This is a genomic window from Deinococcus fonticola (assembly GCF_004634215.1).
In the GTDB taxonomy this organism is placed as follows: Bacteria; Deinococcota; Deinococci; order Deinococcales; family Deinococcaceae; genus Deinococcus; species Deinococcus fonticola.
In genome coordinates, this window is record NZ_SMMH01000008.1 from 1 (window position 1) to 22,917 (window position 22,917).

Consider the following 22,917-nt stretch of genomic DNA (forward strand, 5'->3'; position numbering starts at 1 on the left):
AGAAGTTGCCAGCGTGAGCGTTCGACGGGTCGCGTGGCAGCTCGGTACGCCTGTTCCAGCTCATCGGTCGTGCGGTGTGTGGTCAACTGGGCAGCTCGCATAGTTGATTATCACTTTAGTCCCGTATAAAGGGCAGTTGGTCTCCTCTGCCCCGTAACAAGGGTCAAAGCTGAACCGGCCTCCCCGGTCGCGCAGTTAGCGCTGACCAGGGAGGCCGACCTGATGAGGTCGAGAAATTTACTTCTCGTACATGGTGTAGTTGCTGCTGATCACCGCATTGTTCTTGACGTAGAAGTTCCCGATACGGCTCTGGAACGCGGCCACGCTGTCGGGCTTGGCGATCATGATGACGGGGATGTTCTTGGCGAACAGCAGTTGCCACTGGTTGTACAGCTGCTTGCGCTTCTGCTGATCGCCGCTGGCTTCGGCCTGTGCAAAGAGGTCGTAAATCTGCTTCTCGTAAGGCTGCATGGCGGCCATATTGGGCGTGTCGCCTTCCTTGGCCGGCTGCACAGCACGGTGCCAGTAGTTCAGGGCGCCCCCGGGTTGCCAGATGTCCTTGCGCAATTGCGGGTCGGGCTGGTCACCGAAGGCCAGGATCACAGCGTCCACATTGCCGCTGATGGCGGTGGGCAGCACGTTGCTGCCGGTGATGCCCTGCAAATTCAGTTTGATGCCGATCTTGCCGAAATCACTTTGCAGGATGGTGGCGATGCCGGGCATGACGCTGCTGTCAGCCGCGTGCAGCAGGTTGAACTGAATGTCCGGGCCACCGCCGGGCGCGTTACGAATACCGTTCCTGTTGGTGTCCTTGTAACCCAGCGCGTCGAGACGGGCGCCCGCTTTCTTCAGGTCGAACTCGCCCAGCATCTTGCGGGTCAGGGGGTTGTACCACTCACTGATGGGCGCGACGCCAAAACCGGGGTCACTGGCCAGGCCGTTGTATACCGTGTCGATGATGCGTTCACGGTTCACGGCGTACTGCAAGGCCTGCCGGAAACGCAGGTCGCTGAAGGCTTTCGCCAGCACCGGGTCTTTGTCGTTCTGGTTGAAACTCAGGTGTACGGGCGGGTTGTTCAGGCCCACGCCGCGAATTACGCGGAATTTGGCACCCGCCAGTTCCTGCTGTTTCAGATCCGGGTACTGCGCCCCGGTGATGGGCGCACTGTCCAGTTGCCCCGCCCGGAACGCCGCGATCTGCGCTTCCGGGCTCTTGATGATCAGGTATTCCAGCCTGTCCATGTACGGCAGCTGGTTGCCTTCCGGGTCACGCCGCCACGAGTTCGGGTTGCGCACCAGTGTCACCTTCTGATCCACGGTGTAGTTGCTGAGCTTGAACGGCCCGGTGCCCACGATGTCTTCCAGGTTGGTGTTCGTCGCCCACGCTTTCATGTAGGCGTCCGGGTCTTTCAGCGGGCTGTACTTCGCCAGCTTGTGCTGAGGCAGGATCGGCACGAACGTCAGCGCCTGCAGCATCGCCCCGTAGGGTCTGGGGGCAGTGACCCTGACGGTGTAGGCGTCCACTTTCTCAAATTTCAGCGGGTCTTTGCCCACCTTGAACACGGCGGACTGGTTGGCTTTGAGGCCGGTGTTGCTCGCCAGGTCGACCAGCGTAAACATCACGTCGTCCGCGTTGAAATCCTGCCCGTCACTCCACTTCACACCCCGGCGCAGTTTCAGGGTCGCCGTGCGCCCGTCGGGCGCGAACGTCCACGACTCTGCCAGGGCCGGATACAGCTTGTTCGTCAGCGGATCGAGGGTGATCAGACGGTCAAAGACATTGTTCAGGACGGTGTAGCTGTTGTTGTCCAGCACCGCGAAGTAATTGAAGCTCTGCGGGCTGGACACCAAACTCAGGGTCAGGGTGCCGCCCTTCTTGCCGATGCTCTGGAACAGACTGGCCGGGACGTTGTTCTTCTGGGCCGAAGCGGCAGAAAGGGTAAGGGCAGCGGTCAGAGTCAGAAAGACGGCTTTAGGGGACATGAGGGAACCTCCATGAGCAGGCGCGAGAAATGGGTTGAAGAGTGAGGCGAGTGTAGCGGAAGGGACAGAAAAGCACCACGCACCGGCCCGGCTCAGCGGCTCTGGGTGTCGGCGGCGTCGCGCAGGGCATCACCCATGAAGTTGAAGGCCAGCACGGAAATCACGATCATCAGGCCCGGCAGCAGCAGCCAGGGGTACGTCTTGAAGGCGTCGTCGGTGCGGGCGTCGTTCAGCAGCAGGCCCCAGCTGGCCATGGGTTCCTTGATGCCCAGGCCCAGGAAGCTCAGGCCGCTCTCGCCCAGGATGTAACCGGGCAGCGAAAGGGTGGCGGTGACGATCAGGAAACTGCTGAGGTTGGGCATGATGTGGCGCAGGATGATGCGCATGTCGGCCGCGCCCAGGCCCCGCGCGGCCTGCACGTAATCGATGCTGCGGGCGCTGATCACCTGGCCACGAATGACGCGGGCCAGCGCCGCCCAGCCGATAAAGGCCAGCACCGCCACGATGCCCAGGTACACCCAGGTGGAGGGCCATTTGGCGGGGATAATCGTGGAGAGGGCCAGCAGAATCGGCAGGCGCGGGAACGACAGCAGCACCTCGATCACGCGTTGAATGAGCCCATCGATAAAGCCGCCGAAATACCCGCTGATGCCGCCCAGCACGATACCGATGGTGAAACTGATCAGGATGCCCACCACGCCCACCGTGAGGCTCACCTGCCCGCCCACCAGCATCCGCGACAGCAGGTCACGCCCGAACTTATCGGTGCCCAGCGGGAAGTAATAGCCTTTTTCCGGGTCGACGCCGAACAGGTGCAGGTTGCTGCGGAACACGCCCAGGAAGCGGTAGTCCTCGCCCCGCGCAAAGAACTGGAGGGGAATGGGGTTTTCCCTGTCCACCACCGACAGTTTCTTGAAGGTCACCGGGTCGCGTTCGGTCTTGGAGCCGTAGATGAACGGCCCGCGCCACTGTCCCTGGTGAACCACATGAATGCCGCTGGGTTTCACGTAGGGGTACTCCTCGTGCTGGGTCGTGATGCTGTAAGGCGCGAGGAACGGCGCAAAAATGGCCGACAGGTACATGACCACCAGCACCCAGAAACTGATCACGCCCACCCGGTTGCGCCGGAACCGCCGCAGAGCCATCTGGATGGGCGTGCGAGCCACCACCACGCCATCCGAACGGGGTTGAGCAGGCACGGCGGTCATGCGGACACCGCCGGGGTGAGCGGTGCTCGGGGAGTGGGGAGTGGGAAGTGGGAAGTGGAAAGGGCCGTAGTCCTTAGACCCTTAGACCCTTCGACCCTTAGACGACAAGCGGAGCGAGTCATTCGAACCTCACGCGGGGGTCGGCCCAGGCCAGGGCCAGGTCGGCCAGCAGGTTGCCGATCAGGAGCAGCAGGGCGCTGAGCATCAGCAGGGTCATGGCGAGGTACTGATCCTTATTGATGAGACTGGAGTACAGCAGGGGGCCGATGGTGGGGAGGTTCAACACGATGCTGCCGATGATGCTGGCGTTGATGAGGTTCGGCAGGCTCAGGCCCGCGATGGAAATCAGCGGGTTCACGGCGTTCCTGAAGGTGTGGCGCCACAACACGACTTTGCTGGCCAGCCCTTTGCTGCGGGCGGTGCGCACGAAGTCCTGATTCATCACGTCGAGCATGGAGGCGCGCATCTGGCGCATGATGCTGGCCACGCCTTCCAGGCCCAGCACGATGACCGGGATCCACAGGTGGTTCAGAAGGTCGAGCACCTTGGGCCCGCTCCAGGGCGCGTCGATGAACTGCGGGCTGAACAGGCCGTTCACGTTCGTCCAGCCCAGTTTCAGCACCAGGGCCGAGAGCAGCATGGCGACCAGATAATCCGGCGTGGCGAGGCTGAAGTACCCGATGAAATTCATGATGGTGGCGGGCCAGCCGTAGCGGTTCAGGGCGGTGTATACCCCGAGCGGAATGGCCACCAGCCACGACACCAGCATGGTGATGACCGCCAGAAACACCGTCCAGCCCAGTGAATCCCAGATCATGCTGGTGACCGGGCGCGAGTTGGTGAACGAGAACCCGAAGTCCCCGCGCAGGAAGATACCCTCGATCCACCTCAGGTACTGCATCCACGCGGGCTGGTTGAGGCCCAGTTGCTCGGTGATGCGCGCCACCGTCTCGCGCGACATGCGCGGGTCTTCTAGGTACTGGTCGATGAAGCTTCCGGGCTGCAACTGAATGACCAGAAAGCACACGGCACTGATCACCAGCATGGTCGGAAGAATGCCGAGCAGGCGGCGCAGCGCGTAGGTCAGCATGGCCGTGCGGTGCCCGGTACGCGGCGAGAAGAGAGAAACTTATCTAGGAACAAGGTGTGACTCCATTTCAACAGGGGCAACGGCGGGTGGAACGTCCACAGAACACGTCCACCCGCCCGTTTTCATTACTTCATGTAAATGAACGTGTGGGTGTTGTAGGTGGGGATGGGGCCGAGGTTGTACACGAAGTTGCCGACCTTGTTGCTGACGGCAGCGAGGTTGTCGGCCTTGGCGATCATGATGACCGGCAGGTTCTTGCTGAACAGCGCCTGCCATTCGCCGTACAGGGCCTTGCGCTTGATGGGGTCGGTGACGGTCGCGCCCTGGTCGAAGATGTCGTAGATGCGTTTTTCCCAGGGTTGCATGGCGCTAAAGACCGGCTTGCCGTCCTTGTCGCGGGTGGACAGGTGCCAGTAGTGCAGGGCCTGGCCAGGTTGCCAGATTTCGCGCCTGAGTTGCGGGTCGGGCTGATCCCCGAAGGCCAGGATCATGCTCTCGAAGCTGCTGCTCATGCCGGTGGACAGCAGGTTGGCGACTAGGATGCCTTTGGGGTTGATCTTCACGCCGATGCTTTTCAGGTCGTTTTGCAGGATGGTGATCAGCGGCGGGTAGATGGTGCTGTCGGTACCGTAGGTCACGTCGAATTCCAGGTTCTTGCCGCCGGGCAGGTTGCGGAAGCCGTCTTTGTCGGTGTCCTTGAGGCCCATGGCGTCCAGTTTGGCGGCGGCAGCCTTCAGGTCGTACTTGCCCAGCGCGCGCGTGGTGTTCACGTAGAACTCGCTGATGGGCGACACGCCGTGACCGGGCAGCATGGCGATGGTGTTATAGATGTCGTTGATGACGCGCGGGCGGTTCACGGCGCTCTGCATGGCCTGCCGGAAACGCAGGTCGCGGAAAACTTTGGCCAGCGCCGGGTCTTTCACGTCGAAGTTGAACGACCAGTGCGGCGGGCTGCCGAACAGGGCCTTGCTGCGCTGGATCTTGAAGGGCGCGCCCGCGACTTCCTTCTGCTTCAGGTCCGGGAACTGGGCGCCGTTGATGTTGACTTCATCCAGGTTGCCGGCCACGAACTGCGAGACCTGCGCCTGCGGGTCGCGGACGATCAGGTACTCCAGGCGGTCGAGGTACGGCAGTTTCGTGCCCTTGCTGTCCACCTTGTAGTAAAGCGGGTTTTTCACCAGCGTGACCTTCTGCCCGGTGACGTACCCGCCGAACTTGAACGGCCCGGTGCCGACCACTTCGCTGGCCTTGTCGGTGCTCCACATTTTCATGAAGTTCTCGGGGTTTTTCAGGGGATCGACTTTGGCGAACACGTGCTGCGGGAAAATGAAGGTGCGCAGCGGTTGCAGGAAGGCGCCCGCCGCCTGGTTCAGCGTCATGCGGACGGTGGAGTTGTCGACCTTCTCGACTTTCACGGGTTGCCCGCCGAAGGTCAGGTTGGGAATCTGGTTGGCCCGTACGCCGGGGTTCAGGATGATGTTGTTGTACGTGAACACCACGTCGTCGGCATTGAAGGGCTGGCCGTCGTGCCACTTCACGTCCTTGCGGAGTTTGAACGTCCAGACCTTGCCGTCCTTGCTGGTCGTCCAGCTTTCGGCCAGGCCGGGTTCCAGTTTGTAGGTGGCGAGGTTGTACTCGACCAGGCTTTCGAGCACGTTGTTCAGCACAGTGTAGGTGTTGTTGTCGATGGCGCCGTAGTAGTTGAAGGTGCTGGGGTTGTCGCCCAGCGGCAGGGTGTACGTTCCGCCGGGCTTGCCGGGAACGATGCCCACGCTTTTCAGGTTCGCGCCGACGGTTTTCGCGGCGAGGGCGGGCGCGCCGAGGAGGAGCAGGCCAAGGGTCAGGAACGTCAATTTATGCATGAAACCTCCGGGGAGTACGGGTTTTTCGGGAATACAGGGTTTTCGGGGCACAGGGTTTTCGCTGGCGAAGCGGCTAAAAAGACAGTGGGAAGCGGGAGCAAGACTGTTTTCCACTCACCACTTCCCACTCAGCACGTCCCGTTTACTTCTGGTAGATCAGCGGCACGGGGTTGTACCCGGGGATGACGCCCAGGTTGTAGATGTAGTTACCGTACTTGCTGCTGACCGCGCCGATGTTCTCGGGCTTGGCGATGGGCGTGACCGGCAGGTTCTTGGCGAACAGCAGTTGCCACTTGGTGTACAGGGCGCGGCGCTTGACAGGGTCCGTGGTGACGGCGGCCTGGTTGAAGATCTCGTAGATGTCTTTTTCCCAGGCGGCCATTCTGGCGGTGTTGGCGGGGTCGCCGTCCTTGGCGGGCTGGGTGGAACGGTGCCAGTAGTACAGGCTGCCGCCGGGCTGCCAGATGGGGCGGCGCAGTTCCGGATCCGGCTGGTCTCCGAAGGCACCCAGCAGGGCTTCCCAGTCGCCGCTCTGTCCGGTGGAGATCAGCTTGCTGGACAGAATGCCTTTCAGGTTGACTTTCACGCCGGCTTTGGCGAGGTCGTTTTGCAGGATGGTGGCGATGGGCGGGTACACGGCGCTGTCGGTGCCGTAGGTCAGGTCGAATTCCAGGGCCTTGCCGCTGGGCAGCAGGCGGGTGCCGGCGCTGTTCTTCTTAGAGAGGCCCATGGCGTCCAGGGCGCGGTTGGCGGCGGCCAGGTCGAACTTGCCGAGCAGGGTCGAGCAGTTGGTGTAGAAGGCCTTGTTGGCCGGGGCGACGCCGCAGCCGGGCTGGCTGGCCAGGCCGTTGTACACGCTGTCGATGATGCGGTTGCGGTTCACGGCCTTCTGCAGGGCCTGGCGGAAACGCACGTCACTGAAGACCTTGGCCAGTTCAGGGTCTTTGGCGTCGAAGTTGTAGGCGATGAAGGGCGGGCTGCCGAACAGGGCCGTGAAGCGCCCGACCTTGATGGGCGAGCCGCTGACTTCCTTCTGTTTCAGATCCGGGAACTGGGCGCCTGACGAATTGAGCTGGTCAAGGTTGCCGGCCAGGAACTGCGCCATCTGGGCCTGCGGGTCGCGGATGATCAAAAATTCCAGCTTGTCCAGGTAAGGCAGCTTCTGGCCTTTGGCGTCCACCTTCCAGTAGTTGGGGTTTCTCACCAGACTGACTTTCTGCCCGGTGGTGTAACTCTGGAATTTGAAGGGGCCGGTGCCGACAATTTCGCTGGCGGCGGTGTTGCCGGGCCAGGCGTTGTTGATGTCGCTGGATTTGGCGCCGCCCTCGGGGGTGTACTTGACCAGTTTGTGCTTGGGCACGATGAAGTAGCGCTGCTGCAACAGGAAAGCCGGTGCGGGGCGCGGCAGGGTGAACTTCACCGCGTACTGGTTCACCTTGCTGATGGTGATGTCCTTGCCGTCCAGCTTGAAGTTGGCCGGGTCGCCCGCCTTGGCGTCGGGGTTCATGATCAGGTTCTTGTACGTGAAGATCACGTCGTCGGCGTCGAAGGTCTGGCCGTCACTCCACTTCACGCCCTGGCGCAGTTTGAAGGTGTAGGTCTTGCCGTCGGGGCTGACCGTCCAGCTCTCGGCGAGCGCCGGTTCGATCTTGTAGGTGGCGAAGTTGAATTCCACCAGTCCGTCGAACAGTTGCTGCGAGATCAGGCCCAGGTTGTTGTCGATGGCGCCGTAATAAAAGAGGCTCTGGGGGCTGTCGCCCAGGGCCAGGGTGTAGGTGCCGCCGCTCTTGCCGTCGACCACACCCAGAGAGCCGTATCCGGTGACTTTCTTGGGAGCGGCGGAAGCGGTGGTGAGCAGGGCGGTGCCGATCAGGGCGAGGCTGATCCGGGCCAGGGTGGTGCGTTTACGCATGCGTGTCCTCCGGTGAAGTGATCATTCCGATCACGAGGGGGTGTGGATGTCGTGGTTGTACCCACCTAGCCTAATACCACTTTGCGGCCACTTGCAAGTGATTTGCAAAGTGGCTTTAGAGTGGTATGGTTGCAGCGATGTCCCTCAACGCCCCCATGACGGCCGCACCGTGGCTCGTGCCGCTCGACCTGCACAGCGCCACGCCCGTATATGTGCAGGTTGCCCAGGGGCTGCGCGAACGGATCGAGCAGGGAGAACTGCCCGTCGGCAGTGCCCTTCCTGCTGAACGCGAACTGGCCGCCAACCTGCACGTGTCGCGCGTGACCGTGCGTCAGGCCCTCGCCCTGCTGGCCGAACAGGGACTGCTGTCACGCAAACATGGCAGCGGCACCTTCATCACACCGCCTCAGACAGCGGAATTGCCGTCTCACTCGCTGGGGCTGCTCAGTTCATTCAGCGGCGACGTCACTTCACGCGGGCAGCGGCCCGGCGCCCGGGTGCTGACCTTCGAGCACACGCGCCCCACCGCCCAGGAAGCCATGTCGCTGGGCCTCTCCCCCACCGAGTTCGTGTACCGCATCCGCCGCCTGCGCACCGCCGACGGCGAACCGCTGGCCCTGGAGCAAAGCACCCTCCCGGTTGTGCTGGTGGGCCACATCACCGCGCAGGACGTGACCGACGCCAGCCTGTACGCGCTGCTGGGCACGCGCGGCCTGCAACCCCAGCGGGCCATCCGTCACCTGCGGGCCGTGAACGCCGACGCGGACGCCGCCGGGCTGCTGGAAGTCAGCGTGGGCACCGCCATGCTCAGCACCGAACGCCTCTCGTGGACGAACCGGAACAGACCCATTGAATTTGCCCGCGCCCTGTACCGGGGCGACCGGTACGACTTCGTAATGGAACTCCACGCGCAGGACGGCGCATGAGGGGGCCGGCATGACCCGCGCCCCGCGCATTCTGGGACTCATGAGCGGCACGAGCGCCGACGGGGTGGACGCCGCGCTGCTGGAACTTCCCGGCTGGCCTGAACTGGGCTCAGGCGGAGCTTTTCCGGCCCTGCCAGCTGGCGTGCCGCGCGGACGGGTGGTCGAGCATCATTTCCTGCCGTTCAGCCGTGAACTACGCGAAGCCGTGCTGAAAGCCATGTACGACCAGGCCAGCACCGCCGAGTTGACCCAGTTGCACTGGTGGCTGGGCGAGGTGCTGGCCGAGGCCGCCGCGCCGCTAGCCGGGGAAGCCGACCTGATCGCGTCTCACGGCCAGACGGTGCAGCACCATCCCAGACCCGACGCCGGGCGCGGCTGGGCGCGGCCCGCCACCCTGCAACTGGGAGAAGCGGCCGTCCTTGCCGAGCAGAGCGGTAAACCTGTCGTGGCCGACTTCCGCACGGCGGACATCGCGGCGGGCGGGGTGGGGGCGCCCCTGGTGCCGTTCGCGGACTGGGCGCTGTTCGCCGAAGCCAACCGTCGCCGCGTCGTGCTGAACATCGGTGGACTGTCGAACATCACGTTTCTGAACGGCCTTGACCCGGCCGCGGTGATGGCCTTCGACACCGGCCCCGGCAACTGCCTGATCGACGAAGTGGCCGAGTTGCGCGGCCAGCGCTTCGACGAGGGCGGGCAACTCGCCGCTCAGGGCCAGGCCGACGGCGGCACGCTGCTGGGCTGGCTGGCCCACCCCGAGTTGCACCAACCCCCACCCAAAGCCACCGGGCGCGAGGTGTGGACGCTCTCGCAACTGGGTCTGCCGGGCCTGAGTCTGCCGGGCCTGAGTCTGCCTGACCTGGCTGCCACCGCGACGGTGTTCACGGCCCGCACCATCGCGGACGCCCTGCGGTTCCTGCCCGCCCGCACCGATGAAGTGATCGTGGCAGGTGGCGGCGCCAAAAACCCCGTCCTGATGCGCGCATTACAGACGGCGCTGGACACCGTTCCCCTGCGCACCTTTCAGGATGTCGGCTGGCACGAGCACGGCTTCAACGAGGCCACCCGCGAGGCCGCGGCCTTCGCCTTCCTGGGGTACGCCCGCGTGCAGGGCTGGGCCAATACCCTCCCGCAAACCACCGGGGCGCGGCGGGCCGTCAGTGGCGGCAAACTTACCCCCAACCCACACCCCCAACCACCCCGAGGGCAAGCATGACCGATCCGCGCCGCACCGAACATGTTCATCCGCAGTACACCCACCTGGATACCCTGCCGACCACCGAACTGGTGCAGGCCTTCGCCGATGACCAGCTGGGCGCCGTGCAGGCCGTGCAGAAGGCCGGGGCGTCCATTGCGGCGGCGGTGGACGCCGCGCTGCCCCGACTGGAACGCGGCGGACGACTCGTGTACGCCGGCGCCGGCACCAGCGGCCGGCTGGGCGTGCTCGACGCCACCGAACTGACCCCCACCTTTTCCTGGCCCGCTGAACGCGCCGTGCCCCTCATCGCCGGGGGCGAACGCGCCATCCGTCAGGCTGTGGAAGGCGCAGAGGACAGCTTCGACCTGGGCATCAAAGACGCGCAGGCCGCGCAGCTTGGCCCGGACGACATCCTGATCGGCATTGCCGCCAGCGGCACCACCCCCTACGTGCTGGGTGCGTTGCAGGCCGCCAGAGACGCAGGCGCGCTTACCATCGCCATGGCCAACAACCCCGGCGCCCCCATTCTGAACGCCGCGCAGTGCGGCATTCTGCTCGACACCGGGCCGGAAATCATCAGCGGCTCTACCCGCCTGAAGGCCGGCACCGCGCAGAAAATCACACTGAACACCATTTCCAGCGCCCTGATGGTAAGACTCGGCAAAGTGTACGGGAACCTGATGGTGGACGTGAAAGCCACCAACACGAAACTGGAAGGCCGCGCCGTCCGGCTGGTGCAACACGCCACCGAGAGAGACGAGGCCACAGCCCGCACGGCCCTTGAGGAAGCGAAGGGCAGCGTAAAAACCGCGATTGTCATGCTCGAATTAGGCTTGAAAGCCCGTGAGGCCGAGGAGTTGCTGGGAAGGCACGGCGGACATGCCCGGGCAGCGCTTCAAGAGAAACCGTAAGAGAAGAATCCAGGCTAGGTACATAATCGAGTGGTGGGAGAAACGCGATTTCCGTCCCAGCACACGCCCTACAGAGGTTTCAATCCACTCCCGTCGTATAGGACAGGAGAACACTGCGATACCCGGGGGCATTTCCGAGGGCTCTTATCCTCCTGGGTTTTCGCCGGAGTGTGGGGTTCGCGTGGCCCAGACAGGTACGCCAATCGGCTTACTTTTAGCAAAGCGGCTTTTTTTTGAAAGCGTGAGGGTGCAGAGTGGGGACGTGTTAGACAACACCGACCTGTTCCCCATCTGCTCGGAGGCGCAGCTTTTGGCGCTTCAGCGCGTTGAGTGGCTGAACCCTGAACGGCTGAGGCTCAAGCAAACGGCCCTGGCAGGAGTTGGCCTTGCTGATGCAGTTGAAGGGACGAACCCAGCGGATTATGCATGAGACCACACAGGACGTAAAGTCCATAGGAGACGGCCCGGACGGGAAGTTGTTCACACTGGCCTTGCTGAGGTTGCGGGGAAGAATGTTGCCCCTGAGGGAGGAAAGGGAATGCTAGATCAGAATCTGGTTTCGGAGGTGCTGGGGGCAGCCCGGGCGGGTGGGGCGGACTTCAGCGAGTTGTTCGTGGAAGACACGCTGTCCACGACCTTGCGGCTGCATCAGGGGCAGGTGAAGGAGGCCGGAGGCGGCAACCTGTTCGGGGCGGGCCTGCGCCTGCTGTACGGCGATAAAGTCGTCTACGCGTACACGAACGACGTGACGGCGGACGGCCTGCGGCAACTGGCCGACGCGGTGGCGCAGGCACGTGGCGGGACGGGCATGACCGACCGCAGTGGTGCAGGCGGGCTGGATTTTCGCCGTCTGGAAGTCAAGCCGCTGTACCAGGCGCGGCAGCATCCCCTCAGTCACGGAAAACGCGAGAAACTGGCGCTGATGCAGCGTGCTCATGGGGCGGCGGCAGGCGTGGGCGACGTGAAAACGGTGGACGTGAATTACCTCGACCGCATTCAGAAAGTGCTGATCGCCAACAGCGAGGGCCTGTGGGCCGAGGACGAGCGGGTGTGGACGCGCCTGATGGTTTCAGCCATCGCCCAGGACGGCACCCTGCGCGAGCGCGGGTATTACGGGCCGGGCGCCGGCAAGGGGCTGGAATTCTTCGAGGAGAAAACACCTGAAGCCATTGGCGCGGAGGCGGCCCGCATTGCGAACGCCATGCTGCGGGCCGAGTACGCCCCGGCGGGGAAACTGCCGGTGGTCATCGGGAACGAGTTCGGCGGGGTCATTTTCCACGAGGCCTGCGGGCACATTCTAGAAACGACGGCGGTGGAAAAGAACGCCAGCGTGTTCGCGGACAGAATGGGTCAGGCCATCGCCAGTTCGTGCGTGAGCGCCATCGACGACGGCACCATCGCGGGAGCGTGGGGCATGGTGAATGTCGATGACGAGGGCATGCCGGGGCAGCGCACGGTACTGATCGAAAACGGCGTGCTCAAGTCCTTCATGGTCGACCGGGTGGGCGAGCTCAAGACCGGATATAAGCGCACCGGCTCCGGGCGGCGGCAGAATTACACGTTTGCGCCGGCCAGCCGTATGCGCAGCACCTACATCGACAGGGGCGACAAGACACCCGACGACCTGATCAAGTCCGTGTCGCACGGCATCTATGCCCGCACCATGGGCGGCGGCAGCGTCACGCCCGGAACGGGGGATTACAACTTCGCGGTGAACGAGGCGTACCTGATCGAGAACGGTGAGGTCACGCGCCCGCTGAAAGGCGCTTCGCTGGTGGGCAACGGGGCACGTGACCTGATGAACATCGTGGGTGTGGCAGGCGACCTGACGCTGGGGCAGGGCATGTGCGGCAGCGTGTCCGGCAGCCTCCCGACGGATGTGGGGCAACCGCACCTGCTGATCTCGGAAATTACCGTGGGGGGCCGGGCATGAAAACGAATGCGAACCCGAGTGGAACGGGAGCCTTGCAAGGCGGAACACCGGAAACACGTCCTTTTACGAAATACGCGAACGGGAGGGGATGCGCGTGACCGTGACCAACCGTCAATTGAGTCTGAGCGAGGCGCGGGCCTTTTTGCTGCAGGAAGCGGCCGCACGTAACGTGAAGCTGGAGGTCTACAGCTCACGCCACGCCAGCACGCAGATTCAGGCGTTTCAGGCCGAGGTGTCCGAATTCAAGCTGTCTACCCGGCAGGGCGTGGCGTTGCGGGCGCTGGTGCAGGGCGCGTGGGGGCAAAGCTACAGCGAGAACCTGTCGGAAGCGGCCCTCACGCGGGCGCTCGATGACGCGGTGGAGAACGCGGAACTGGTGAATGCGGAGCAGGGCGCGGCGTTGCAGCAGTGGCCGGCCCCACCCGCCCTCGACCTGTACGGCGAGGGCCTCAGCGGCGTCACCGTGGAGCAGAAGGTGAACGTGGCGCTGGAACTGGAACGCGCGGCGCGGGAAGCGGACGCGCGGGTGAAATCCATTCCCTACCTGCAATACCAGGACGCGGACATGCTGGTGGGTGTAGCCAACACCGAGGGGCTGGAGCGCGAAGATCGGCAGCTCTATGCCATGCAGTTCTCCTGCCCGCTGGTCAGCGAGGACGGGCAGAACAAGATGAAGGAGGACTGGCAGTTCACACGCGAGTTCACGCAACTTGACCCCACGCAGACTTCCCTGCGGGCGGTAGAGAAATCGCTGGCCCTGCTGGGGGCGCGGCCCACCCCGACGGGAACGTTTCCGGCCCTGATCGACGGCGAGGCGCTGGCGGAACTGCTGGCGCTGTACAGCGTGATGTTCAGCGGCAAGTTCGTGGAGGAAGGCAAGAGTCCACTGGGGGGCCGGCTGGGCGAGCAGATCGTGAACCCGCTGGTCACCCTGCTGGACGACCCGCTGCGGCCTACCGGGCTAAACTCCCGCGCTTTCGACGCGGAAGGTTGCCCCAGTGCGCCCCTGACGCTGATCGAGGCGGGGCAATTGACGTCGTTCCTGCACAACGCGGACACCGCCGCCCGCGCCGGGACGCGCAGCACCGGGCATGCCACGCGCCACGGGCTTCAGTCGGGTGTTACGGTCGGCCCCAGCAACCTGGTGATGCAGGCCGGGGCGACCAGCCCCGCCGAGTTGCAGCGTGACTTCACGGGGGTGCTGCTCACGGGCGTTTCCGGCGGACACGCGGGCGCCAACCCCATCACGGGCGATTTCAGCCTGGAATCCGAGGGCTTCTGGCTGGAGAACGGAGAGGTGGCGTATCCGCTGGACGTATTCACCGTGGCGGGAAATATTCTGGAACTGCTGAGTGACGTGGAAGCCGTCGGCAGCGAGCTGCACGACACGTATTACGCCGTGAGTGCGCCCAGCGTGCGCGTGAGCAAACTTGCGGTGGCGGGAGGACAGGCCAAAGATTAAGGGTCGAGCCACCGGAAGAACCCACCAGCCAGGCGCGACCTGAGTGGTGGGTTCTTTTTGCTGTTGAGCCCTTACTCCAGCCGCAGGGGCACTCTGGCGTACCCGCCGCCAGGGGGCAGTTCGCGTTCTGTTTCACCGCCCAGCGACAGGCGTGTGGTGGCGTTCAGAAGTTCCTGCGTGAAGACGCGGAGTTCCAGCGTCGAGAGGGCCCGTCCGGGGCAGGCATGCGGCCCGGCACCGTACACGATGTTGGCGGGGGCGTTTTCCTCCGGGCCGAACCCGTCGGGATGGGAGAAGGTGCGCGGGTCGCGGTTGGCGGCTGTCCAGTTCACGTGCACAACGGTGCCGGCGGGAATGTCCACGCCGGCCAGGGTGGTGTGCTGGGTAGCGCGGCGGCGGTTGGCAACGAAAGGGCTGTCCTGGCGCAGAAGTTCGTCCAGCACCCGGTCAAACGCAGGAACCGGCAGGCCAGCGCGCAGGTGGGCTTGCAGTGCCGGGCTCTCCGCCAGGGCGTGCAGCACCACGCCGGTGCATAGGGCCAGCGAACCCAGATCACCCGCCGTCCAGTTGCGCAGGATGGACACCAGTTCCTCTTCGCGCAGCGGGCGGCCCAGGCAGTCATCCCGCATGAGCCTGGAGGTCACATCGTCGCCAGCAGGGTAGCCGGCGTGGTCGCGGCGCAGCGCCAGTTCGCCCTGAATGATCTCGTCGAAGGCGCGGGCCGCGCGGTTTTCTTCCATCCAGGCCAGCAGGCACGGTTCCAGGCCTGGCTGCCAGCCCAGCCAGCGCTGCTGCACACGCACGGCGTATTTCGCGCCCAGGTCGGTTACGGCCTCCACGGTGGCCGGAAGAGGCAGGTCAGCCAGCAGGGCCTGCATGACTTCGCGGGCCATGCTTTCAATGCTTTGCAGCGCGCCTCCGTCCATCAGGTACGGATCGATCAGGGCCCGGAACGCCGCGTGCTCGGCACCGTCCAGGCCGTTGGGCAGTTGCAGATGCCGCGACACGGCGCTGGAGTACAACTGCGGCTGCGTCACGACTTCCAGCACTTCCCGGTGACCGTAAACCACCACCTGATCGCCCTGCGCGTGAACAGGGCACTGTCTCAGGTGGTGGTCATAAGTCAGCCGGGGATCTTCTGGGGGCGGCGTCGACGGTCATGCCCGCATGCTACGCCGCTCAACTTTACAGGTGTCGCCCACGCGGGCGGTTTACCTGTTCAGGCCGTGACGCAGCACTTCGCCCAGTTGTTTGGTGATCAGGCCCTGGGCTTCTTCCAGTTCGGCGGTGGCGTTCTTGAGGGCGGTGCGGTACTCGTCGGCGTTGCGGCCAGCAGCATTTTTCAGGGTGTGGACAACAGCCTGCACCGCGAAGTGGGCTTCGGGCAGGCGGGCCAGGGCGGCGCCCGCTCCGGCGTGGCGGGCACCCAGCAGGGCGCCCAGCATCCCGACTTCCTCGCTGCGGCGCATCAGTTCGCGCTGGAAGGCGCGGTCTTTGATGCTGGTAATCACGTCCCAGGCGGCGTCCGAAAGGGCAGTCTGGGCCGAGACGGGGCGGTTCACCTCGACGAACAGGGTGTCGTTCTTGCGCCAGACGCGGTGGTGAACGCCGCCCTTGCCGCTCATCCAGTGCGTCTCGAAGTCGCGGGCGTGCTCGATCAGAATTTTCAGGCTGCTGGCGGGCAGGTCGGCGGGGGCGCGGTAACCGTCGCTGAGGGCGGCCCATTCGCTCAGGCCGTTTTCGTCGGTGGAGCGCATAGGTTCGTAGGCGCCGGCAATCGCACCGTATTGCTCATTGATGCGGGCCACCTCGCGCCCGTCGGTGAGCAGCAGGATATCGGTGCCGTCGTCGCTGACTCTGGCTTCGTGGGTCAGGTGGTGCAGGCCCAGGCCCCAGCGCTGGTGGGCGCTGCTCAGCGCCTCGCTGAGGGCCGCGTTCAGGGTCTGGGCGTCGGGCTGGCTGTCGGCCAGGGCGTGAACCTGGCTGTCCACGGCGGCGGTGCTCATCAGGGTATCGAAGGCCTCGAAAGGGCTGACGCTTGGCGCGGCTGGTGCGGGCGCTGTTTCGGTTTCAGTGGGTTTCGCTTTGACTCGTGCCATAACGGACTTATTATGTCATAAACAGAATGGATTGTGGGCGAGTCAGCCGGTATACTGGTCAGCACAACCTTGCCCCCGTGGCGGGTTCCGGCGACCATACGCCGAACTGGAGGAGTCTGCTACCACGCCGGCTCCTTTTTTTCATGCCTTCATTCACCCCAAGGAAACGCCATGCACGAAACCGCCGCGACCCATTCCCTCCTGACAGCCCTGGGCCTGCACCTCGGTGCCGCCCAGATCACCGGCCTCGCCCTGCTGCTGTTCCTCCTGACCTACCTGCTGATCCTGCTGGAAAAGTACGTTCACCGCACGGTGGCGGCCCTGCTGGGCGCGTGCGCCGTGATGTTGCTGGGCCTGCTGACGCCCGCGCAGGCCTGGGGCGCCATCGACTTCAATACCCTCTTTCTGCTGTTCGGCATGATGAACATCGTGAACGTGCTGAGCCACAGCGGATTTTTCGACCTGGTGGCCCGCCGCGCCCTGACCCTCACGCGCGGCGAGCCGGTGCGCGTGCTGTGGATTTTCAGTCTGCTGACCGCCGCTTTCAGTGCTCTTCTGGACAACGTGACCACGGTGCTGTTCATGGCCCCGGTGGTGGTGACGGTCGCCAGCCGCCTGGGCCTGAAGCCGCTGCCGTACCTGGTCGCCGTGATTCTGGCCAGCAATACCGGCGGCACCGCCACGCTGGTCGGCGACCCGCCCAACATCATCATCGGGTCCGTGGCTGGCAAAGGATTCGGGGACTTCCTGCTGAACGTCGCCCCCTACGCCATCCTGGTCACATTTATCGCCGTGGGGCTGATGCACCTGATGATGCGCCGTAACGGCTCACTGAAGGCCAACTTCAGCAGTGACCAGTTGCAGGCCGCGCTGCACGACCCCACACCGCTGCACACCGACCCGCCACTCATGAAAAAAGCCCTGTGGGTGTTCGCCGTGACCCTGCTGCTGTTCATGGTGGGCCACCCCATCGGGCTGGAAGCGGGCCTGATCGCCCTGACCACCAGCACCTTCCTGCTGCTGATCGCCCGCCTCGACCCGGCGGAACTGTTCGAGCGGGTCGAGTGGACGACCCTGCTGTTCTTCATGGGCCTGTTCGTGGTGGTCGGCGCCCTGGAACACGCTGGGGTGTTCACACAGGTCGCGCAGGCGCTCACGCAGGCCGTCGGCGACGACATGGGCAAGGGAATCTTGCTGGTCGGGCTGTTCAGTGCCCTGATCAGCGGGTTTGTCGACAACATCCCCTTCACCATCAGCATGGCGAGCGTGCTGAAAGAACTTCAGGGCACGCTGGGGAACAGCATGGAGCCGCTGTGGTGGGCGCTCTCGCTCGGCGCGTGCCTGGGCGGCAACCTCACCCTGATCGGCGCTTCGGCCAACATCGTGGTGTCGGACATCGCCCGGCGCGAGGGGCACCCCATGAGCTTCACCGACTTCATGAAGTACGGCTTTCCGATTGCGACAGTCACCACGCTGGTCGCCGTGGGGCTGTACGCGCTGGTCTACACCCTGCGCGGGTAAGCCTGCGCCGGTAAAAGAGAGTCAGGCGAAAGCGGAAGACCGTCACTGGCCTTCCGCTTCGTCTTTTGTATTGCCCTTCAATTTCGCTCGTCCAGCACGCCTTTCCCATCGTGGGTGTCGTCGAGGAGAAGTTCGTCGAGCTTCATGGCGAACCGCTTCTGGAAATCGGCCTTCAGCGCGTCGAGATCCCCTTTGCCGCGCACGCTGATTCCGACCCGGTCGGCCCCATGCTGGCTCCAGATCCGCAGGGTGTGCTGCGTGTGGTCCAGGCCGTGGCCCGCCAGCCAGAAGGCCAGCTCACGCGGAAAGAGTTTCACGCCCTTCACCTTCAGCATCCCGCCCACGTTCCCGAACACGCCCCCGGGCAGGTAAACCCCGTCGGTGCGGTGCTCGAGTCGGGTCAGGTCACCGGTGCGGAAGCGCAGCAGGGGCATGGCTTCCTTGGTCAGGTGCGTGACCACCAGTTCGCCGCGCTCGCCGTCCGGCAAGACCGCGCCCGTTTCCGGGTCGATGACTTCCAGGTAAACCCAGTCGTCCAGCACGCGCAGACCGTCCTTCGCGGGCGTTTCCAGGGCCATCAGGCCCGCCTCGCTGCTGGCGAAGCAGTCCAGCGCCGTGCACCCCAGCGCCGCTTCCACCTTTTCGCGGCGGCCCTCGATGCTGGTCAGCGGTTCGCCGGACGAGATGAGCAGGTCTACCCGCGCCCCCGCCTCGCCGAGCTTCTGCGCGAAGCTGGGCGCCGACACCAGAACACGCACGCCCAGTTGCTGAATGCACTCCAGTTGGGCTGCAGATTCACCGGGGCCGAAGGGAACGGTTTTGGCGCCCAGGGCCTCCAGGCCGTCCTGCATCAGCCAGCCCCCCGCGAACCGGTGGTAGCCGAAAGCGACCTGCGCGTAATCGGCGGCGCTGACCCCCGCGGCGGCAAAGGCCCGCGCCCCGGCCTGCCCGTGCGCCTCCACGTCGCGGCGGGTGGCGTATTCCGGGAGCCAGTGCCCGCCGGGATGTGGCGTCAAATGCACCCGTACAGCGTCCGGGTGACTCAGTTCACCGGCCTGAAACGCCTGCGTCAGGCGGTCACGGGTCAGGAAAGGAACGTCGGGCCAGTTCACGCTGCCTGGCACGTCAGCAAGAGACGCACGGTACAGCGGCAGTTCACGCAGACGCCCCAGGAGCGCCTGGACATCAGGCGGAGCAGAAGAAGGGGGGGATAACGTGTTGGTCATGGAAAACCTCAGGGAAAATCGGCACGGCAGGGAGAGATTTACATCCAGCGTTTGCGGCGCTTGTAACTTTTGACCTCGCGGAAGCTCTTGCGGTTGCCGTGTTCGGTAACGCCCAGGTAGAACTCCTTCACGTCGGGGTTGCTGGCCAGTTCTGCGCTGGCCCCCTCCATGACGATGCGTCCGCCTTCCATGACGTATCCGTAATCACTGTTGCGCAGGGCGACGTTGGCGTTCTGCTCGACCACCAGCACGCTGACGCCCGTGTCCTTGTTGATGCGGCGCACGTTCTCGAAGATCTCCTGCACCAGCAGCGGGGCAATCCCCAGGCTGGGCTCGTCCAGCAGCAGGACTTTCGGGTGGGCCATCAGCGCCCGGCCAATAGCCAGCATCTGCTGTTCGCCGCCCGACGTGTACCCGGCCTGTTTGTCCTTCATCATGGCGAGTTTCGGGAAATACGAGTACATGCGCTCCAGGTCGTCGCGCCAGTTGCCGCGGCCCAGAATGGCCCCAGCGCGCAGGTTTTCCTCGACGGACAGGTGCTTGAACACCCGCCGGCCTTCCGGCACCTGCACCACGCCGGATTTCACGACGTCCGAGCCGAGCAGGCTGGACAGGGTTTTGCCCTCGAAACTAACGGTACCCTCGCGGATCTTGCCGTTTTCCGGCTTCAGCAGCCCGGAAATGGCCCGCAGGGTCGTGGTTTTCCCCGCGCCGTTGGTGCCGAGCAGGCTGGTGACACTGCCGGCCCGCACCGTCAGCGACACGCCGCGCAGCACCTGAACGATGTCGTGATACACGACCTCCACATTGTTCACGGTCAGGTCGCCGTGGGTGGCCGGGGTGACTGGCGGCGCAGTGTGAGGCTGGGGTTGAGTGGATAAGGTCATACGCTCCTTTGCGGGGCTGTGGTCAGCCACCTTCCCAAAACGGCCCCTGCGCCGCGCGCGGTGGGCTCAGTTCGGGCGAATGAGCTTGAACATCTGCGAGCGTTGGGGCGCCGTCAGGGCCATGAACTTCCCGGTGGGGGTCAGCATCAGCAGGCGCAGGTTCTCGGTTCCGATGTGGTCCTTGACGCTGAAACTGACCGGGCCGACACTGAACCCGGGATCGAAGGTCTTGCTGCCCACCATGCTGGTCAGGGCCTTGTAGACGGCCGCGGGGCTGGTGTCTCCCTTGCCGCGTTTCATGGCCTCGACCGCAATGCTGGCGGCCAGCATACCCGCGGTGTAGTTCACGCTTTTCACCGTGTCGGTGCTGCGCTTCATGTCCCGGCCAATCTGCCGCATCAACTGGATGCCGGGCCGGTCGGCCTCGTCATACAGGTAGAAACTGGTGGCCCAGATGAAGTTCGTGGCGGCGTCCCCGGCCAGGGTCACCAGGTCGCCGCCCCCGGTGTAGTGGGCGCCCATATGCACCATGTCGCCGGTTATCCCCAGTTTCTGGGCGTCCTTGAGGATGTTGGCCACCGGGCCGGCGGTGTTCTGGTGAATGACATACTTCACGCCCAGACCCTGAAGCTTTTTCAGCAGCGCGGTGTTGTCGGTGTTGTTTCCGCCGACCTCCTCCACGCTGACGATGTTCACGCCCAGGCGTTTGGCCGCTTCCTTGACATCCGGCACGGGCGCCCGGCCGAAGGGACTGGGGTTAAGGACCAGGGCCACTTTCGCCGTGCGTTCCCGCTTGGCGACGTACTCGACCAGGCTCACGAGTTGCTCCGAGTAACTGCTGATCGGCAGAAACACGTAATCCCCGCTGGGACGGTCGATGTTGCCGATGTGGTAACTCCCCGCGATGGTGGGAAGCTTGGCTTTCTGAACCTCATCCTTGATCTGAAGGGTGCCGCCCGTCGAGTAGCCCAGGAACACGCTGGCCTTCTGGGCGACGAACGCCCTGAAGTTCTTCTGCGTCACGTCGTTCAGGTATTTGTCGTCGTCGACCTCGCATTTCAGGGTGACGCCGGGCACGAGCTTCTGCGCGTTGGCATACTTGCAGTAGTCCTCGATGCCGGCGGCATAGCTGGCTCCGGCATCACTGGTCGGGCCGGTGATGGCCCCGGACCAGCCGATCAGGGCGGTCTTCTGGGCGGCGGCGAAGGTCGAGAGCACGAGGGCAGCGGTCAGGGCCTGTGATTTGCGCATGGGTGTTCCTGTCATACCGTCTGGGGTTTGACAGGTGAATGACGAATCCCGGCATTGATGAAACATACTTCACACTCTCCGCTGCCCTGCCCAGGTCACTTCAGGGGGTGAACGAGTTTGAACAGCTGGCTCTGCATGGGGCCGGTGATGGCCTTGAAGTTGCCGTCCTTGTCGGCCTGTAAGAGGCGCATCATCTCGGCCCCCACGTGATCCTTGGCGCTGAAGGTCACGGGGCCGACGGTGAAGCCGGGGTCGAATTTCTTGCTGCCCACCATGCTGATGATGCCTTTGTACACGCTGGCATTGTTGATGTTGCTGCCCGCACGCTTCATGGCCTCGATGGCGATGCTGGCGGCCAGCATGCCGCTGGTGTAGTGGACACTGCGAACCACGTCGGCCTTCTGGTTCATCTGGGCGCCGATCTTCTTCACGAGCTGGATGCCGGGCTTGCTGTCCTCGTCGTACATGTAGTAGCTGGTGGCCCAGATGAAGTTAGCGGCGGCGTCGCCGGCCAGTTTCTGCAAGTCCTCACCGCCGGTGTAGTGCGCGCCGAGGTGCTGCATCTTGCCCAGCAGGTTCAGGCGTTTGGCGTCTTTCAGGATGTTGGCGACCGGGCCGGCGGTGTTCTGGTGAATGATGTACTTCGCTCCCTGAGACTCCAGGCGCTTCAATAGGGCGGTGTTGTCCAGGTTGTTCCCACCGACTTCCTGCACGTCCGTGATCTTCAGGCCCAGACGGTCGGCGGCCTTCCGGGCATCCACCACCGGGTCACGCCCGAAGGGGCTGGGGTTCACGACCAGCGCCACTTTCGCGCCCTTTTCCTTCTTGGCGACGTACTCCAGCAGCCCCACGATGTTCTCCGAGTAACTGGCGATCGGCAGGAACATGTACTGGTTGTTCGGCGGGTCGATGATGCCGATGTGGTAACTGGCGGTCAGGGTCGGCACCTTGGTTTCCTGCACGGTGCCCTTGATTTGCAGCATGCCGCCCGTGGCGTACCCCAGGAACACGGGCACCTGCTCGTTGCCAACAAACTCCTCGAAGTTGCGCTGGGTGTTGGCGTTGTTGTACTGGTCGTCACGGATCACGCACTTGAGGGTCACGCCGCCCAACATCTTCTGGGCGTTGGCGTACTTGCAGTAATCCTCCACGCCCTTGCCGTAACTGCTGCCCGCGTCACTGGTCGGGCCGGTCACCGCGCCAGACCACACCAGCGTGATGTTCTTCTGCGCCGCAGCGAACGAGGTCAGGGAAACAAGGGCGGTCAGGGTAAGAATTTTCTTCATGGGGTTCCTCCATGCGCCTCGCGGCGCGTCTAAGGGTCTAAGAGTCGAGGGGTCTAAGAGGTTGTGGATGCGTGAATTTAGGAGGTGAACCTGTGGGGAAGCTGGGGTAATCCGGTCTGGCGGGTCGCGTCCATTTCGTTCGGTGCCGGTCGGAACAGCGCCGAC

The 22,917-nt window shown here is 64.1% G+C and carries 18 protein-coding genes; 7 read left to right on the plus strand and 11 right to left on the minus strand.

The window, feature by feature from the left end; genetic code table 11:
* Positions 1 to 237 precede the first annotated feature (237 nt).
* The 5 genes from E5Z01_RS06325 to E5Z01_RS06345 form a co-directional block, all read right to left on the minus strand.
* Positions 238 to 1,983, minus strand: coding sequence for an ABC transporter substrate-binding protein (locus E5Z01_RS06325; RefSeq protein ID WP_135228596.1), 1,746 nt, complete (start codon positions 1,981 to 1,983; stop codon positions 238 to 240).
* A gap of 92 nt (positions 1,984 to 2,075) precedes the next feature.
* Positions 2,076 to 3,191 (minus strand): ABC transporter permease, encoded by a 1,116-nt coding sequence (locus E5Z01_RS06330; RefSeq protein ID WP_135228597.1) that lies wholly within the window; start codon positions 3,189 to 3,191, stop codon positions 2,076 to 2,078.
* Between the two features lie 118 nt (positions 3,192 to 3,309).
* On the minus strand, positions 3,310 to 4,281 hold the full coding sequence (locus E5Z01_RS06335; protein ID WP_119766916.1) for an ABC transporter permease: 972 nt from the start codon (positions 4,279 to 4,281) through the stop codon (positions 3,310 to 3,312).
* Positions 4,282 to 4,406: 125 nt separating this feature from the next.
* Positions 4,407 to 6,143, minus strand: a complete 1,737-nt coding sequence (locus E5Z01_RS06340; protein WP_135228598.1) for an ABC transporter substrate-binding protein — start codon at positions 6,141 to 6,143, stop codon at positions 4,407 to 4,409.
* A gap of 142 nt (positions 6,144 to 6,285) precedes the next feature.
* Positions 6,286 to 8,055 carry an ABC transporter substrate-binding protein gene (locus tag E5Z01_RS06345; protein ID WP_135228599.1) on the minus strand — a complete coding sequence of 590 codons (1,770 nt, stop codon included), beginning with the start codon at positions 8,053 to 8,055 and terminating at the stop codon, positions 6,286 to 6,288.
* A 137-nt stretch (positions 8,056 to 8,192) separates the two neighbouring features.
* Here E5Z01_RS06345 and E5Z01_RS06350 point away from each other — a divergent pair, with 137 nt between their 5' ends.
* From E5Z01_RS06350 to E5Z01_RS06370, 6 genes are all read left to right on the plus strand, one after another.
* Complete coding sequence (locus E5Z01_RS06350) at positions 8,193 to 8,981, plus strand: GntR family transcriptional regulator (RefSeq protein ID WP_240738211.1); 789 nt, start codon at positions 8,193 to 8,195, stop codon at positions 8,979 to 8,981.
* 10 nt (positions 8,982 to 8,991) lie between these two features.
* On the plus strand, positions 8,992 to 10,194 hold the full coding sequence (locus E5Z01_RS06355) for an anhydro-N-acetylmuramic acid kinase (protein WP_135228601.1): 1,203 nt from the start codon (positions 8,992 to 8,994) through the stop codon (positions 10,192 to 10,194).
* Positions 10,191 to 11,087: an N-acetylmuramic acid 6-phosphate etherase gene (gene murQ / locus E5Z01_RS06360; RefSeq protein WP_135228602.1), complete on the plus strand. Its 897-nt coding sequence runs from the start codon at positions 10,191 to 10,193 to the stop codon at positions 11,085 to 11,087. Before E5Z01_RS06355 ends, murQ begins: the two co-directional genes overlap by 4 nt.
* A 262-nt stretch (positions 11,088 to 11,349) precedes the next feature.
* The gene (locus tag E5Z01_RS19425) at positions 11,350 to 11,517 is read left to right on the plus strand and encodes a hypothetical protein (protein WP_167757797.1); all 168 of its coding nucleotides are present in this window, start codon (positions 11,350 to 11,352) and stop codon (positions 11,515 to 11,517) included.
* A gap of 108 nt (positions 11,518 to 11,625) precedes the next feature.
* Entirely contained in the window at positions 11,626 to 13,020 is a 1,395-nt protein-coding gene (locus E5Z01_RS06365; RefSeq protein WP_135228603.1) for a TldD/PmbA family protein, read from the plus strand.
* Positions 13,021 to 13,108: 88 nt separating this feature from the next.
* Positions 13,109 to 14,482 (plus strand): TldD/PmbA family protein, encoded by a 1,374-nt coding sequence (locus E5Z01_RS06370; protein WP_135228604.1) that lies wholly within the window; start codon positions 13,109 to 13,111, stop codon positions 14,480 to 14,482.
* Positions 14,483 to 14,553: 71 nt separating this feature from the next.
* Here E5Z01_RS06370 and E5Z01_RS06375 read toward each other — a convergent pair whose 3' ends face one another.
* Positions 14,554 to 15,555 carry a cytochrome P450 gene (locus E5Z01_RS06375; RefSeq protein ID WP_135228605.1) on the minus strand — a complete coding sequence of 334 codons (1,002 nt, stop codon included), beginning with the start codon at positions 15,553 to 15,555 and terminating at the stop codon, positions 14,554 to 14,556.
* Between the two features lie 138 nt (positions 15,556 to 15,693).
* Positions 15,694 to 16,581, minus strand: coding sequence for a DNA repair protein (locus tag E5Z01_RS06380; RefSeq protein WP_135228606.1), 888 nt, complete (start codon positions 16,579 to 16,581; stop codon positions 15,694 to 15,696).
* A 171-nt stretch (positions 16,582 to 16,752) separates the two neighbouring features.
* Here E5Z01_RS06380 and E5Z01_RS06385 point away from each other — a divergent pair, with 171 nt between their 5' ends.
* Positions 16,753 to 18,102: an ArsB/NhaD family transporter gene (locus tag E5Z01_RS06385; protein ID WP_135228607.1), complete on the plus strand. Its 1,350-nt coding sequence runs from the start codon at positions 16,753 to 16,755 to the stop codon at positions 18,100 to 18,102.
* Between the two features lie 77 nt (positions 18,103 to 18,179).
* On the opposite strand, the gene E5Z01_RS06390 is transcribed toward E5Z01_RS06385, so the two are convergent.
* The 4 genes from E5Z01_RS06390 to E5Z01_RS06405 all read right to left on the minus strand — a co-directional run bounded on the left by E5Z01_RS06390 (position 18,180) and on the right by E5Z01_RS06405 (position 22,752).
* Entirely contained in the window at positions 18,180 to 19,328 is a 1,149-nt protein-coding gene (locus E5Z01_RS06390) for a phenylacetate--CoA ligase family protein (protein ID WP_135228608.1), read from the minus strand.
* Between the two features lie 38 nt (positions 19,329 to 19,366).
* Positions 19,367 to 20,215, minus strand: a complete 849-nt coding sequence (locus E5Z01_RS06395; RefSeq protein ID WP_135228609.1) for an ABC transporter ATP-binding protein — start codon at positions 20,213 to 20,215, stop codon at positions 19,367 to 19,369.
* Positions 20,216 to 20,281: 66 nt separating this feature from the next.
* Positions 20,282 to 21,466 (minus strand): ABC transporter substrate-binding protein, encoded by a 1,185-nt coding sequence (locus tag E5Z01_RS06400; protein ID WP_135228610.1) that lies wholly within the window; start codon positions 21,464 to 21,466, stop codon positions 20,282 to 20,284.
* Between the two features lie 95 nt (positions 21,467 to 21,561).
* Positions 21,562 to 22,752, minus strand: coding sequence for an ABC transporter substrate-binding protein (locus tag E5Z01_RS06405; protein ID WP_135228611.1), 1,191 nt, complete (start codon positions 22,750 to 22,752; stop codon positions 21,562 to 21,564).
* Between the last annotated feature and the right edge of the window lie 165 nt (positions 22,753 to 22,917).